A 14,336-nucleotide genomic window follows, 5' to 3' on the forward strand; every position below is an offset into this window, starting at 1 on the left:
CGTGCCTTCGTGCCTTCGTGCCTTCGTGCCTTCGTGCCTTCGTGCCTTCGTGCCTTCGTGCCTTCGTGCCTTCGTGCCTTCGTGCCTTCGTGCCTTCGTGCCTTGGTTCAGGACCTCTGCCTCACCACAGCGATCGCCGAGTTCGCGGAGGATGTCGAGGCTCTGCTCGAACGCACCGACAGCCCCGTCTCGGTCACCGACAGCCGCACGAGTGGCCCCCAGCTCGCCGAGCGCGGCGGCCTCGCCGCCGCGGATCCCGAGGGCGCGATATGCCTCCAGGCCTTCTTCAAGCTCGCGGATCGCCGTCGTCGCGTCCCCGGTGAGACGGTCCAGCACCCCGAGGTGGCGGATGCAGTTCGCGCGCCCGAACCGTTCGCCGAGTTCGGTGAAGTACTCCAGAGCCCGCGTGTGGGCTTCGCGAGCGCCGTCGAGGTCCCCGGTGAGCCGCCGTACGACGCCCAGCTCGTTGAGGGCGTACGCCTGGTGGACCCGGTCGTCGAGTTCTTCGTAGATACCGAGTGCTTCACGGTGCCGTTGCGCGGCCCGCTCGTACTCGCCCGTGAGGCTGTGCACGACGCCGAGATCCCGCAGGGAATTGGCCTCCCCGTATCGGTCGCCGAGCTCACGGTAGAGCGACAGAGCTTCGGACTGGGCCTCGACGGCCGCGTCGAAGGCGCTGGTCTGGCGTCGCACCATGCCGAGATCGGCGAGGGCGTTGGCCTGTCCGAGCCGGTGGTCGATCTCGCGGTACAGGGCCAGGGCCTCGGTTTGGGCGCGGGCGGAGGCATCGTTGTCCGCGGTCAGGTACCAGACGATGCCGAGCTGGTTCAGGGCGTCCGCCTTGCCGCAGTGGTCGCCAACCGCGTCGTACTGCGTGACGGCCTCGTTGAGGGCCTCTGTCGCCTCGGGATAAGCGGCCATGAAGCGCCGTATGACGCCGAGTTCGGTCAGTGCGTCGGCAAGTGCCCGCTGGTCGCTGGCGTGCCGGGCGGCCTCGGCGGCCGTCCGGTGCAGTGCGACGGCCTGGTCCCAGGGGCCGGCCTGCCGCAGGAAGGGTGCCATGGCCGCCGCGAGGCGGATCACCAGGTCGTACAGGGCGAGGGCGTTGGCCCGCCGGATGCAGGCCAGGATATTGGGCCGCTCGTCCTCCGGCCAGCCCAGTGCAGCCGGACGCGACTCCAAGGGCGGGGTTTCCACCTCTCCCGCATCGTCCGGCGGAGGTGGAGCGACCGCGCCGTTTCGGACGATGTGGTCGTTGGCGACGGCGAGAGCGGCCAGATAGTAGGTGCCCACATGCCGGACGGCCTGTACGTGGTCCATGCTGTCTCCTTCGTCAGCGAGACCGCGGGCGTAATCGCGCAGGAGGTCGTGAAGCCGGTAGCGGCTTCCCGGATGCTCGTCGATCAGGTGGGCGTCGTAGAGCGCGTCGAGCTGGTCGCGGGCGTCCGCCACCGTGACCGCGGCGAGCGCCGCCCCGACGTACGCGTCGAGATCCGTACCGGGGTAGTGACCGAGGGCCCGGAAGAAGCGCTGCAACTCTGCTGCGAGGTCCTGGTAGGGCAAGTCGAAGGTCGCGGCGACCGCACGCTCCCCGGCCCGCAGCTCGCCCAGCCGGTCCCGGGCTGCGACGAGCCTCGCGTGTAGATCTGCAGCACTCCACGACGGGTGATGCCGAAGCCGTGCGGCGAGCAGCGACACCCCGAGCGGCAGGTACCCGCACAGCCGCACCAGTTCCCCGAGCACGTCCCGGTCGAGTGCATCAGCAGGCCGGCCGCTGAGCCGTACGAACAGATCCACCGCGTGATCCGGGGGCAGCGCCCCCACCGGCAGCACCACCTCCTCCTGTGCGGCCAGCCGCTTGCGAGACGTCACCAGGACCAGGCATTCGTCCCCGCCGGAGAGCAGCGGTTCCAGCTGCCGGTAGCTACCCGCGTTGTCGAGAATGAGCAGCGCCTTCTTCCCCGCGAGCTGGCTGCGCCACATGGCCGCCCGGGCCTCTGTGACTGCTCCGACGTCGTCACCGACGGGGATCTGCTGCGTCGGCACACCGGCGGCGGCGAGCAGCGAGGCCAGAGCCTCGGTGGCCTGCACGGGGCTGCGTCCGGGAGTGTGCCCGTTGAGGTTCACGAAAAGCTGTCCGTCCGGGAACCGCTCCGAGAGGACGTGCCCCGCGCGCACGGCGAAGGCGGTCTTCCCGACGCCCGGCATCCCGTCGATCACATGGACCGGGAGACCTTCGCCGGCCTCCTGCGCGGCACGGACCGACTGGACCAGCGACTCCAGCTCGGCCGACCGGTTGGTGAAAGCCGAGGTGTCGCGAGGCAGCGACCGCGGCACCAGGGCGGCGCCGGGCGGGCCCGCTCCATCGTCCGCTCGGACCACTGGCTCAGGGCCCTGATGCGAGGGCGGGCGATCGTCCAGCAGAGTGAGGACCGCCGCCAGCGCGGCCGCGATCACCCCCAGGAGGACGAACGACAGCCAGGGATGCTTTTGCAGCCATCCCAACCAGGACGGCCAATGAGACTGCGCCGACACCGCGTTCGTCACCAGACCCACGAGCATCGTGGTGATGGCGCCGCCACCGGCGACGACGGCGAGCGCCGCGCCGCATCCTCATGCCGGCAGCTCCGCCGTGTCGCTGTGCGAATAGCGTCTCGGTGGCGGCGTATCCCGATCCCGTGGGGCTCCTGACCCGGGCACCCTTCGTGTCGCGGTGCGGAGTGAGCCGCGAGTTGGTCGGCACGGCACATACAGGTGCACCCAGATCACGTACACACCCCCGGATCGCGCTGATCTCGACGCCACATCGGTAGTAAGCCGACCAGCCGTAACGGACCTGGTCAAGGTCACCTCTGCGCCACCCAGTGTCGGGTATCGGCCATTCAGAACTGCCGAACGCCCGCATCTGAGTACAAGTGCTCATGCGCTTCATCACGCCGGGGTGTTGGGTGGTGGCATGCCTGATGAGTCCCTGGAACTCGTGGTTGCGAGCGGAGCGGCCCCGCATTGATGGTCTTCTCTCGGCCGCTCGCCGCTACAGGCCGTCTGTGGCCTGTCACCGCTGGTAGCTAAAGTTGCTGGTGCGGATGTGAGCGGTCGGTTGTTCTGACGATGCGGGGAGGGTGTTGTGCTTCCGAGCGATGGCGGGTCGACGTCGGGCACGTCGTCGTGGGTGTCCGGCCTGTTCGACGTGGCACGCGAAGCCGTCTCTGATGTGGCCACCGAACTGTCGTCCTTCACCACCTTCCAGAAGCGCGTCGACGCCCTGATCCACGATCTGAAGGGCTCGCAGGCGGGTCCGGGCAAGATTGGGCAGGAGCAGCTCGCACGCCATCAGTTCGGGGGCGGGGCCGGTGCGTGGGCGGAGGCGGCCGGGCTGTTCAGCACGTACGAGACGGTGATCAGCGAGCTGGAGACGCTGTCGAAGCTGCTGTCGGACTCCATGGAGGGCATGGGCATCGCGGTCATGGCCTCGCACAAGGGCTACCAGAACGTCGACCTGGACGTCCGTGACCGCATGGCGGCGATCAGCGCGGAGACGACGAAGTACTACGGCGACGGTTACGACCCCGAGAGGCCGAGCAAGGGTCACGGCGGCGGGAACGGGACGCAGGCGGGGCAGCCGTCGACGCCGGCGCCGGCGGGTCGCGACGCGGGCGGTTCGATCTGATGGACCTGGGGGAACGGACGGGGACGGGGGAGTTCTGATGCCTCGCAAAGGATCCGGGGGCGGTACGTCCTTCGAGGACATGAGCCACGAGCAGATGCTGGCGTGGCTCGACCAGGCCGACGCCGGCACGGTCCAGGCCGCCGCGGACCGACTCACCGCGGCCGCCGCGGAGATCCGCAAGATCGCCGAGGAGCTCAAGGTCCGCCCGCAGTGGGTGGAATGGAAGGGCGAGGGCGCGCACGCGTTCCGCACCTGGTCTGCCGACCTGGCCAACTCCACCTTGCGGCTAGGTGACTTCAGTGAAGGCGCTGGGAAGTGGCTGAGGGAGGCTTCCGCAGCGATCGCGGAGGCGCAGACATCCATTCCGCGCGACACCAAGGGCGCGCAGCCGAACCCGGACGCGGCAAAGGCAGCGCACAAGAGCGAGCTGGCTGCGCTGGCGGTGCACAAGGAGAGGGTCCGCCTGGAGGCAGCGGCGCAGATGCGGAAGCTGGGGCAGACCTACGAGTGGTCGGCCACGCAGATGAACAGGCTGGAGCGGCCGAAGTTTCCGCCGCCGCCGAAGGCGATTGTGCCGGGAGGAACTCAGTCGATTGACGGTGGTGGAGCCAAGGCTCGCCCCGGCGATTCCGCTCCGGGAGCCGCCTCATCCCTTGATGGCACCGCCGCCGTACACGTGACGCAAGGCCGGGAGAGTCCTGCTGGTGTTCCCGCCCCCGGCAGCGAGCGAAAGTCCCCCGTTGGGGCACCACCTGCGCACGTCGTGCCGGTGGAGCACGTCGTGCCGGTGGAGGTGGAGCACCCCACTCGGATGGGGATCGACTCCGTCACCTCGCTGCCGCAAGTGCAGCACACGCCGAACATCACGGGCGGTCTTCCGGGCGCAAGCCATGCAGATGCAGTCGCCCCACCGGCCACGCCGGCGACGGGGACGCCTCCACCGCCGTTCGCTAGCAGTCCGAGCCTGCCCTCGGGCCCGTTGAGCCCAAAAATGCCATCGGGCCGGTTGAGCCCCGGCGCGCCCTCGGAGCCAACCGGCCCGCGGCAACCAATCGGAGGCCGGACCCCGACCGTGCCCGGACTCGGAGGCCGGACCCCGGCTCTGCCTGAGCAGAGAGCAGTGACGTCCGCGCCAGGCCGTGTGCCGAGCGGTAGCCGCGGCGTCATCGGCGGCCGACCGCTTCCGTCCCCTGCGGGCAACTCGCCGGGTGCCATCCCCAGGGGGACGGTCGTGGGCGCCGAGGGACCGACCGCTAGTGGTCAGGTGGGGCCTGCCACAGGCGCTCGATCTTCGGGGCAGGTTGCAGGGCGCCAAGCAACAGGCTCGGGCGGCCGTGTCCCCGTGCCGAACAGGGGTGTGGTCGGCGCCAACACGCAGCAGCCGGGGCGTTCGGGTGCTCGTACGGCTTCCCCGGCAAGTGGCGCTGTGGAGCGAGGCGGAATCTCAGGCGGAACGCCTGCCGCCGCTACGCGAGCCGCTGGTGCGAGTAGCGGCGGCACGCCGCAAGCTCGTCAGGCGGCAGGCGCCCGACGTGAAGACTCAAGACGGAGCAGACGCAACAACGGCACCGGAAGCGACGACGAAGCACAACGGCAGAAGGACCGTCGCAACGTGCCGTCCGTGGTCGACTGACAGGTCAGTAACAGGTAGAGGGATATACATGCTCACCAGCGGAGTGCGCCACCGGCACCGTCAGGCTGCCGTATCGGCGGCCCTAGGATTGCTCTTTGTGGGCGCCGCCGCAGCACCGTCGCAAGCGGAGTCGACGCGCAGTGAACAGTGGTTCCTCGACGCCATGAAGGCCGAGCAGATGTGGCAGACCAGCACCGGCAAGGGCGTAACGGTCGCCGTGATCGACACCGGCGTTGATCCCACGAATCCCGACCTGAAGGGCCAGGTACTCAAGGGCAAGGACCTCGCCCCGAACCAGCCAGGCGACGAGCACACCGATTACGAAGGTCACGGCACCGGCATGGCCGGCCTGATTGCAGGAACCGGCGCATACGGCGGCGGAAACGGCGCCTTCGGGCTCGCCCCAGGCGTCAAAATCCTCCCCATCCGCCTGCCCAAGGGAGATTCAGCAGCCAACCAGGCCGAGGGAGACAAACGCTTCAACGAGGCTGTCGCACGAGCGATCCGATACGCCGCCGATGAGCACGCCAAGGTCATCAACATCTCCCAGGCCGCGCCGGAGGGCTCACCGCAGCTGACTGCGGCGGTCACGTACGCCCTCGAAAAGGGATCGTTGATCTTCGCCGGGGTCGGGAATGACGGAGGCGGGGCCAACGAGGTCATGTACCCAGCCGCCACGCCGGGCGTCGTCGGTGTCGCGGCCGTGGGCAAGGATCTCCACAGGACCGCCGAGTCCGAGACCGGGCCCCAGGTGGACATGGCAGCACCGGGCGAGGACATGGTTCACGCCTGCGGTAGCAAGACGGGGCTATGCGATACCCATGGGACAAGCGACGCCACCGCCCTCGCCTCGGCAAGCGCCGCCCTGATCTGGTCCAAGCACCCGACTTGGACCAACAACCAGGTCCTCCGCGTCATGCTCAACACCATCGGCGCCCCCACCAACGGTGCCAAGCGCAACGACTCCATCGGCTACGGCATCGTCCGCCCCCGCATCGCCCTGCAGAACCCAGGCGACCCCGGCCCTGCGAATTTGTACCCGCTCCCGGACTTCAAAGCAGCTACATCTCAGTCGGCTTCACCGGCAGGTTCGGGCGCCGAAGGCTCCGATGCTCAGGCAAAGGGTGGCAACTCGCCTGCGGCAGTGGCAGCGTCCGAGAGCAACAGCAACCACTGGATCACGCTGGGCGTCGGTGCCGTCGCACTTCTCGGAGTGGGGATCGCGGCTGCCATCGCCGTCCGGAAGCGTCGGACAACCTCAGCGCCGCTCCCAATGACGGCGCCCACCCCGGGCCAAGCGCACTACGCCGCCCGTGGGTTCACGCCGTCGTCGTACGCGCCCCCGGTCCCACCGGACAACGTCCCCCCGTCCGATCGAGGGCCGGGTGCTGACTGAGTACGCATACTCAGACGGGCTGGTGGCCGATACGGATGGGGCACTCGACGCAGCGTCACTACTGTGCTTCTCGACCACCACAGCGTTGCGGTCGGACGTTCACCACAAATCGGCGGCGTACAACGAGACACGGGGAGAGGCGCGCATGGCGTGGGACGAGTGGGAACAGCTCAAGGCCGCCGCAGCGGAGCGGAGCACCGGTCGGATGCAGATCGACCACTTGGCTGACCCGGTGGGTGGAGGAAGCGGCGTACCCGGCAAACTCAGGTCTGACAAGGCCGCCTGGTCCAAGACAGGTGCCGACGTCGGCGACCTGCGGGACAACATCAGCAAGGCGCTGGCAAAGCTGGAGGATGGTCAGAAGGGCCTCGGCAAGGATTCCGGGTGCCTGACCGCCGCTGCCCAGCAAGAGGTCCACACGTCCTGGGAGCGCTACGTCGGCAACGTGAGCAGCCGCTGCGAGAAGCTGTCCGGCCTGCTGGAGAAGGTGGGCAACGACCAACTCAGGACGGACGAGGCCATCAGTGCCGAGATCGCGAAGCTGAAGACCGAGTACAAGGACACGCCGGCGGTCGGCGGTCAGTCCAAGGGCCGGTGATCGGATCTCATGGACTACAAGACGCTGACGGCTTTGAAGCCGTCCGAGTACTCGGATGCGGCGAACGGGTTCCGCGCGGTGAGCGACATGGCCAGCGCGGCCAAGGACCGTATCGACATGCAGATCATCGGCGCCATGAAATCGGCCAACGAGGGTGAGGCCGCGACTGCGGCTGAGGGCCAGTTACAGGAGCTGGCGAAGAACTTCCATTACACGCAGGCCGAATGCGGCCTGATCAGTACGGCGCTCGACGGATTCGCATACGACATGGGGGCGGCCAAGAGGAAGCTGGACGCCGCCGTCGAGGACGCGCACGCCAAGAACTTCACTGTGAACTCCGACGGCTCGGTCAGCTACCCGTCGGCCGGCGAGAAGACCGACGGCAAAATCCCGGAAGGCGGTACCGTGACCGCCCTGATCGGGGACCCGGCCGCAGATGCGATCGGCCGCCAGGCAGCCAGATTCAATCCCAATCCGAACGCTCGGTACGCCCAGGAGTACGCCGACCGCATCGCCGACGCCCTCAAGGAGGCTACGGCGGCCGACGAGAAGTGGGCGCCGAAGCTGCGGGCGCTGAAGGCCGACGATGACCTGACCGTCTCCGACCGGGACTGGGTGGACGTCAAGAAGGACACCGCCGGTGTTCTCGAGGGAGCCGAGGACTACCTGCATTCGATCAAGGAGCTCCCCAAGCACGGAACTCCCAAGGAGAACGCGCAGTGGTGAAAAAGCCTTACCGACCAGCAGCGGGCTGACTACGTGGCTGTCCACCCTGACTCGATCGGGTGGATGGACGGCCTTCCCACCACTGTGCGTGATGAGGCGAACCGTACCGTGCTTGCCGAGGCTCGCGGCTCCGCTCAGGTCGACCTGGACGCCTGGATGGCGAAGGAGCCCGCCCGCTTTCAGACCATGCACCAGCTCAACCCCAACACGGGTGGAGAGGTGGACGTCCCGGTAACGACCCCTGAAAGCGAAGCCGCATGGCAGAAATGGGAAGCGAAGCGGAAGGAGTTGCAGGGGCGGATCGACGGCATGGATGCGATCCAGAACCGTTACGACGACTTCGTCGGAGACGAGAGCACTCGACCTTATCTGCTCGGATTCGACAACAAGAATCTCGGGCACGCTGTCGTCTCCATCGGAAATCCGGACACGGCCGATAATGTGGTGACATACGTGCCGGGAACTGGCTCGAACCTGAACGGCGTCGATGGTCTCATTTCAAGAGCTGAGGTGCTTCAGGACCAAGCGAGCACCACGGATCCCACGCATTCGACGGCTTCGATAATGTGGCTTGGTTACGATGCCCCGCAGAGTCTCGTGCCCGACGCGACTTACGACACCCACTGGGCCGACAATGCGCGCGCACCTCTAAGCAACTTTCTGGCTGGCCTCGATACAGCCCATCATGGAGGGCACGCGAATTCCACTCTCCTGGGACACAGCTACGGCTCTCTTGTGGCAGGCGAGACGATGCGTGACCATCCGGACCTGCCGGTGAACAACGCGATCCTGGTCGGAAGCCCGGGCACTGGGGTCAGTCACGCCAAGGACCTGCACATTCCCGCAGATCACGTTTGGGCGGCAACTGCTCAGAACGACCTGGTCAACATGGCCCCACCGGATGCCGGTCCGCTGGCGCCGCTGAACCCGAACGCATACAGGCACCTCTTTGACGACCACTCGGCCATGTATGGGACGGACCCGACATCTGACGAATTTGGTGGACGCACCTTCAAGGTTGGCAATGGACATCTTCCGGGTTGGGATTGGAAACTCATGCCTGCCCACTCCCAGTACTGGGAAGGGGATTCACTGAAAAATATGGCAAAGATCGCAACCGGAGGAACCGGGTGAAACCGAACCGAATCATGTCAGCCATTGCGTTGTTGTGCACGGCAGTCGCCATCACGGCTTGCGGGAGCCAACAGGACAGCGGGAATGGCGCAACGAAATCCAAGCAGGCCACTATGGATGAGCAGCAAGCAAGTGCACGCGCAGAGGAGATCGTTCGTCAGGCGGTGGAGGGTATGTCACCCAAGCCGACCCTCAAGCGTACTGGCCTTCGCCCTTTGGGCGCATGCATCGCCCGGGATGACGGCGGCCCAGACGACCGTGTGCAGTACCGACTCACCTATCAGCTGACCGGGGTTCCCGGTAGCGACGCCAAGACGCTGGTACGGCAGGCTCGGGACGCCTGGGTGAAGCTGGGCTACAAGTTCCAGTCACAGGATGGCAACTGGTCCGATCCGTTCCCCTCCGTCAGCATGCGTACCGAACCTGATGACTTCTGGATGACAGCTCTCACCGGTGTCGTGAATCGTGCCAAAGGCGAGGGACTCGCAGCCATCTCCGTGACTTCACCCTGCTTCGCCCCCAGTCAGGGATCCTCGGCCGACTCCACGGCCTTCCACCGCACGCGGGTCGACGAGAACGCCAAACATCTGGCTCTCGCCCACTCCAGCCGGATCTACGATGCACTCTATGTGCGACATGCCCCAGCGCAGGAGGGGGACGGAATCAGCGTTTACCAGGACGCCGAGGGCACCTATGTCCACCATGCCTGGTCGACCCAACCGCTCTCGGAGGAGGAGACAACTCAGGCGCTGGCGCGTGTGCGAACCTACTTCGAGAGTACGGGCTGGACCGTGCGTGATGTCCTGACAGAGGCCGGCGTTCCCGCGCTCGTTGCACGTAACGTCAACGATGAGAGCGTGGCTCAGGTCGCCCCATCAGCCACTGGCGCTGTGCGCGTCGCAGTGACGACGCCGGTGGCACCCGAGAAGTCCGCCAGCATCTGAATCACCAACGGGCGAGAAGCGGCCCTTTCGGAACGAACTCACAAGTCGAGTAGGAGGGGACGTCCGGGTGCCTTCGGAAACGAGGGATCGCCGGAATCGGCGGTTGCAAGTCAGGTAGTGTCCCGTCCCTGCTGTAGACGAGGTCTCTACGAGCGAGATCGTCGTCGCCGAGAGCAAAGTCCCACGGGAACCGGCCCTTTCGTTCCACCCAGCTCCACACCGGCGAAATCGGCCTGACCGCCACCACCGATCTGGATCTCGACAACTCTCGGGTCTGGGCGGTGGGCGCTGCCCGGATCACCGCCCGTTATTGCCCGCTCGAGGATCCGTGGAGCCGGGAGGTCCTCCGCCTGCGCGTCGAGTATGTCCAGCACCAGGCGAGCTGCGACCGCCCCGAAACACTCACCACGAACGGTCTCGCCCCCGCAAACCAACTGCAGTCCAGTGTGTGCACGGCCTTCGGCGAGGTCGTACGCCCCAGCGGAATCGCCCCGGAAGGCCGGTCCGCCACACCGCGGGACGTCTCCAGCTGGCTCGCTGCGAAGATCCACTCGGAAACCGGTCAGATCGCGGATGTCGCGCTGCGCCTCGGGCTCTCCTCGTTGGACCGCGCCGCAAAGCTCGCCGGCTACGAATGGCGGCCATCAGGGACGGGGGCCTGATGGGGGCGCCGAAACGACGCCCCGCCGTCTCCAAGCCCAAACCCAGAACCAAGAAGAAGCCGGACTACGTCATGGGCCCGACGCCCAAGGACGTCTTCAGCTTCAGCCGCCCCGAACCTCCCGGCCCTTCTGCCCGGCCCCTCCCCGCGCTGGAACGTCTGGAACTCCTCGTCGCCAACCCTGACCTGTACGACGTGGCGGACAAGGTCTACCCCGGACGCGCTCCGGGAACGCCAGGCCGTCGCCCCGTGTACTCCCCGTTTATCTACCTGATTCTTCTCGCCTCCATCTCGATCTTCGACACCGCCGAGATGGCCTGTGCCAACTTTTAGCTCGAGCACATGTGGAAGATCGTCCGCGAGGGCGTCCGACAGCACCGCGGCGACGCCGCAGCCGACGGCCTGCCCGAGACGGGCCCTCAGCGCCATCACTGGCACGACTTCAGGCCCAAGATGCTCGACGCGCTACAGGACCTCCGAGAAGCCAGCCGAGACGCCTGGATCAACCAGGCCCTCGCGCAGGGAATGCTCGCCAAGAAACGGCGAGGCACCCCGGTCCGCCCCCACCCCAGCCAAGTCATCACCGGCGACGGAACAGTCGTACGGCCCGCCTCGGACCAGACCGAAGAGTTCACCATTGACGAGAGGACCGGGGTGCCGCGGCGCCACCGGGTCGATCCGGACGCCACCATCCAGTTGGAGGGCGGCGATCGAGAAATCTACGGCAACAAACTCGTCTCATTCTCTATCCGCGACGAATGCTCGCCGCACAGCCGAATCATTCTCAACACGGATACCGCTCGGCACCAATCCAAGGAATTGGAAAGCCAGAGTGACCGACCGTCTCGCCATGGAGATTCGCACACGCGCCCCTGGTAACCACACACTGGTCTACGACAAAGCTTGGCGCGGCATGCACCGATCTCAGCTGATCAGAGCGGGGTTCCTGGTGTTCACGCGTCAGTACGACGGACTCAGACCCCAACCCCTGAAGAAGTATCGCTATGAAGCCACCGGATGCACCCATGACGTCTACGCGGCCGAAGGACGCGCTTGCGAGCGCCTGATCACCATGGAAGGGAAAACTCTATACACGCCGATCCCCGTTCGGGAGATCGAATACAGAAATGGAGGAGAGAGTCGTTTTTATCACGTCCTTGAGGTGCATTGCCGAAATGGTCCTCACGTGGAGAGAATTCCAGTTTACGAAACTCAGGAAGATAGATCACTGGACCCAAGGACGAAGCGCATGAGGTTCAACAGGACCGAGCACCTCCGAATCATTCCGCCAGGCACCGAAGCTGGAGAACGCCTCATCGGGTTCCGCCAGGACAGCGAATCCGGATTCTCCACCCTGGATGAGGCACACCGCCTCCGGCGGATCCCCGCGTACGGAGCCGACGGCGCTCTGCTCATCTACATCGGGTACGCCTGGGCCAAGAACTCCGTGGCCCTCGGCATCACCCGCCGGACACGGTAGCCACGAGGCCCGGTCGGTGCACGTCAGCGCACGACACACTCCGCCGGCCGGCACAAGGGGCTCGTCACACAGGGGGCGGGGCCACACAACAGCAGGGCATGACGCCTCGGTGCGCTGCCGCAACCGCTAGACTGTGCGCGGTGCACCACTCTGGTGGGGCGCCCTGTGGATGTCTGGGGCCCTCAGGGGTCGGGATTCGTCCGATGCGGGCGGATTTCCAGCACCTTTGCCCACACATCCCTGCCTTCGTAGCTCAGGGGATAGAGCACCGCTCTCCTAAAGCGGGTGTCGCAGGTTCGAATCCTGCCGGGGGCACCAGCGCAAAGGCCCCGGACCGATCATGGTCCGGGGCCTTTGGCATCCACGCGTGCCGGCTCATGGCCTCACGTTGGGTGTCCTCGACGTGGGTGTAGACGTCCATGGTGATGCTGATCTGGGAGCGACCCAGACCCCCCTCACGACGCGGGGCGCGGCTCCGGCATCCGTGAGGAGGGTGGCCGTGCCGTGTCGGGCGTCGTGCCGGCGGATGACGCGGAGGCACTCGGTGTCCGTTTCCGGGGCCCACGGTTCGCGAGGACGGCGAAGAGACCGCAATCAAGGTCCGCGTCGGCGAACTGAGCGGCGCCTAGAAGAACATGACGGGCGGCATCGAGGCCCCGGCACGGCCACGCCGCGCAGACAACCGCTCCCGGTACCCGAGGAGCGCTCTGCGCCGTGACGTCTTGCAGTCGGCCAAGGACCCAGGTCGAGCTTCTCCATGCGTGCGCGATGCGTGAGCGGACTGCCCGGCACAGAACGTCATGAGCGGGATCGAGCAGGAAGCAGCGCGGTGCTGATCAGGCAAAGCAGCACCGCGTGGCAGCATCGGTCACCACCCGGCAAGGATCCCATGAGGTGGCGCGGGCGCATGGACGTACGGCCCGGCCCACGCGAGGGGTCACGGAGGTTCACCGTGCGCGCCGCAGTCCTTCCAGCGGCTGTTCCTCTTCGCCGGCTCGGCCGAGGTGAACTCGGTGTTGCCGGGGCTCATCGGCCGGCTCCTGCGTGAACTTGTCGCAGGGGGCGAGGAGTTCCGTGCCGGCGGAGGACCGGGCGGCGGGCCTCGGTTCGCCGGTCAGCCGAGGGTGAAGTAGGCCAGGCTGCCGAGGCCGGCGAGGGTGCAGTAGACGGCGAACGGGATGAGGGTGCGGTGCTCGAAGTACCGGACCAGGTAGCGGGTCGCGAGGTAGGCCGCCACGAACGCGGCCAGGCTGCCGGCCAGCAGGGGGCCGCGCAGCCCGTTGCCCTCGGGTCCCAGCAGTGGGGGCAGCTTGAGCAGGGCCGCTCCGCCGATCACCGGGGTGGCGAGGAGGAAGGCGAAGCGTGCGGAGTCCTCGTGGTCGAGGCCGCGGAAGATGCCCGCGCTGATGGTGGAACCGGACCGGCTGATGCCGGGCAGGAGGGCGAGGATCTGGGCGGCGCCGATCGTCACGGCCTGCCGGATGGTCATCCGGGTGATCCGCTGGTCCGACAGCTCGTCCGGCGTCAGGTGCTCCTCGCCGGGCGCGGGGGCGGCGCCTGCCCGCCTGCGGCCCGTCCCGCCGCGGCGCAACTGCTCGGTGACGAACAGCACGATCCCGTTGAGCGCCAGGAAGATCGCCGTGGGAACGGGCCGGCCGAGCGTCGTACGGAACACCTTGTCGAGCGCGACGCCGGCCACGGCCACGGGGATGGTCGCCGTGATGATCAGCCAGGCGAGGCGCTGGTCCACCGTCTCGATGCGCCGCTGGGTGATGGACGTGACCAGGCCACGGATGACCCGGACCCAGTCCCGCCGGAAGAAGACGACGAGGGCCAGCGCGGTGGCCAGGTGGAGGCCCACCAGCTCGTTGAGGTAGAGGGACCCGTCGGCGGAGACGTCCAGGTCGCTCTTCCAGTGCCCGCCCAGGAGGGCGGGTATCAGGATGCTGTGCCCGAGGCTGGAGACCGGGAACAGCTCGGTGACTCCTTGCAGGAGGCCGACGCCCACGGCTTCGGGGTAGGTCAGGACGGACATGGTTGGCCTTTGGCTCGAACTGCACGCGAGGCCGGGCTCCGGACAACGCTTGCAGCAGC

At 67.0% G+C, this 14,336-nt stretch carries 12 protein-coding genes, 1 tRNA gene and 1 pseudogene; 11 read left to right on the forward strand and 3 right to left on the reverse strand.

The genetic code is table 11. The features are described from left to right. On the reverse strand, positions 1–2,562 hold a 2,562-nt coding region (haaT, locus tag ACFYZB_RS06265; protein ID WP_388754944.1), incomplete at its 3' end, for a cyclophane-containing RiPP biosynthesis TPR protein HaaT. A 628-nt stretch (positions 2,563–3,190) separates the two neighbouring features. Between haaT and ACFYZB_RS06270 the strand changes: the two genes are divergently transcribed. From ACFYZB_RS06270 to ACFYZB_RS06320, 11 genes are all read left to right on the forward strand, one after another. Then, on the forward strand, positions 3,191–3,670 hold the full coding sequence (locus ACFYZB_RS06270; protein ID WP_388754947.1) for a hypothetical protein: 480 nt from the start codon (positions 3,191–3,193) through the stop codon (positions 3,668–3,670). A gap of 1,661 nt (positions 3,671–5,331) precedes the next feature. Next, positions 5,332–6,699: a type VII secretion-associated serine protease mycosin gene (mycP, locus tag ACFYZB_RS06275; protein ID WP_388754950.1), complete on the forward strand. Its 1,368-nt coding sequence runs from the start codon at positions 5,332–5,334 to the stop codon at positions 6,697–6,699. Positions 6,700–6,844: 145 nt separating this feature from the next. Continuing rightward, positions 6,845–7,297, forward strand: a complete 453-nt coding sequence (locus ACFYZB_RS06280) for a hypothetical protein (RefSeq protein ID WP_388754953.1) — start codon at positions 6,845–6,847, stop codon at positions 7,295–7,297. A 9-nt stretch (positions 7,298–7,306) separates the two neighbouring features. Beyond that, positions 7,307–8,023 (forward strand): hypothetical protein, encoded by a 717-nt coding sequence (locus tag ACFYZB_RS06285; RefSeq protein WP_388754955.1) that lies wholly within the window; start codon positions 7,307–7,309, stop codon positions 8,021–8,023. A gap of 63 nt (positions 8,024–8,086) precedes the next feature. Continuing rightward, positions 8,087–9,157 carry an alpha/beta hydrolase gene (locus ACFYZB_RS06290; protein ID WP_388754957.1) on the forward strand — a complete coding sequence of 357 codons (1,071 nt, stop codon included), beginning with the start codon at positions 8,087–8,089 and terminating at the stop codon, positions 9,155–9,157. Positions 9,158–9,270: 113 nt separating this feature from the next. Further along, positions 9,271–10,101, forward strand: a complete 831-nt coding sequence (locus ACFYZB_RS06295) for a hypothetical protein (protein WP_351206165.1) — start codon at positions 9,271–9,273, stop codon at positions 10,099–10,101. Positions 10,102–10,382: 281 nt separating this feature from the next. After that, positions 10,383–10,763, forward strand: coding sequence for a hypothetical protein (locus ACFYZB_RS06300; RefSeq protein WP_351206167.1), 381 nt, complete (start codon positions 10,383–10,385; stop codon positions 10,761–10,763). Next, positions 10,763–11,095 (forward strand): hypothetical protein, encoded by a 333-nt coding sequence (locus tag ACFYZB_RS06305; RefSeq protein WP_388754960.1) that lies wholly within the window; start codon positions 10,763–10,765, stop codon positions 11,093–11,095. The genes ACFYZB_RS06300 and ACFYZB_RS06305 overlap by 1 nt, the downstream gene beginning before the upstream one ends. A 9-nt stretch (positions 11,096–11,104) precedes the next feature. Continuing rightward, a complete protein-coding gene (locus ACFYZB_RS06310; RefSeq protein ID WP_388754963.1) occupies positions 11,105–11,641 on the forward strand; it encodes a hypothetical protein in 537 nt (178 codons plus the stop codon). Between the two features lie 370 nt (positions 11,642–12,011). After that, complete coding sequence (locus ACFYZB_RS06315; protein ID WP_388754966.1) at positions 12,012–12,242, forward strand: hypothetical protein; 231 nt, start codon at positions 12,012–12,014, stop codon at positions 12,240–12,242. Positions 12,243–12,484: 242 nt separating this feature from the next. Beyond that, positions 12,485–12,560 (forward strand) — tRNA-Arg (locus ACFYZB_RS06320). Positions 12,561–12,615: 55 nt separating this feature from the next. Here the strand turns inward: ACFYZB_RS06320 and ACFYZB_RS06325 are convergent. Together ACFYZB_RS06325 and ACFYZB_RS06330 are read right to left on the reverse strand one after the other, a co-directional pair. Then, positions 12,616–12,779 (reverse strand): annotated as a pseudogene (locus ACFYZB_RS06325) (tyrosine-type recombinase/integrase); the annotation flags it as partial. Between the two features lie 577 nt (positions 12,780–13,356). Continuing rightward, positions 13,357–14,277, reverse strand: coding sequence for an undecaprenyl-diphosphate phosphatase (locus ACFYZB_RS06330; protein WP_351206198.1), 921 nt, complete (start codon positions 14,275–14,277; stop codon positions 13,357–13,359). Positions 14,278–14,336 lie beyond the last annotated feature (59 nt).

Origin of the sequence: Streptomyces sp. NPDC001852, from assembly GCF_042891825.1 — a bacterium.
In the GTDB taxonomy this organism is placed as follows: Bacteria; Actinomycetota; Actinomycetes; order Streptomycetales; family Streptomycetaceae; genus Streptomyces.

Bases quoted from the DNA above. Each gene is read 5' to 3' on its own strand.
- ACFYZB_RS06290 (WP_388754957.1), top strand. From the start codon at position 8,087: ATGGACGGCCTTCCCACCACTGTGCGTGATGAGGCGAACCGTACCGTG.
- ACFYZB_RS06315 (WP_388754966.1), top strand. From the start codon at position 12,012: ATGAGGTTCAACAGGACCGAGCACCTCCGAATCATTCCGCCAGGCACC.
- ACFYZB_RS06285 (WP_388754955.1), top strand. From the start codon at position 7,307: ATGGACTACAAGACGCTGACGGCTTTGAAGCCGTCCGAGTACTCGGAT.
- mycP (WP_388754950.1), top strand. From the start codon at position 5,332: ATGCTCACCAGCGGAGTGCGCCACCGGCACCGTCAGGCTGCCGTATCG.
- ACFYZB_RS06280 (WP_388754953.1), top strand. From the start codon at position 6,845: ATGGCGTGGGACGAGTGGGAACAGCTCAAGGCCGCCGCAGCGGAGCGG.
- ACFYZB_RS06295 (WP_351206165.1), top strand. From the start codon at position 9,271: ATGGATGAGCAGCAAGCAAGTGCACGCGCAGAGGAGATCGTTCGTCAG.
- ACFYZB_RS06305 (WP_388754960.1), top strand. From the start codon at position 10,763: ATGGGGGCGCCGAAACGACGCCCCGCCGTCTCCAAGCCCAAACCCAGA.
- ACFYZB_RS06330 (WP_351206198.1), bottom strand. From the start codon at position 14,277: ATGTCCGTCCTGACCTACCCCGAAGCCGTGGGCGTCGGCCTCCTGCAA.
- ACFYZB_RS06310 (WP_388754963.1), top strand. From the start codon at position 11,105: ATGTGGAAGATCGTCCGCGAGGGCGTCCGACAGCACCGCGGCGACGCC.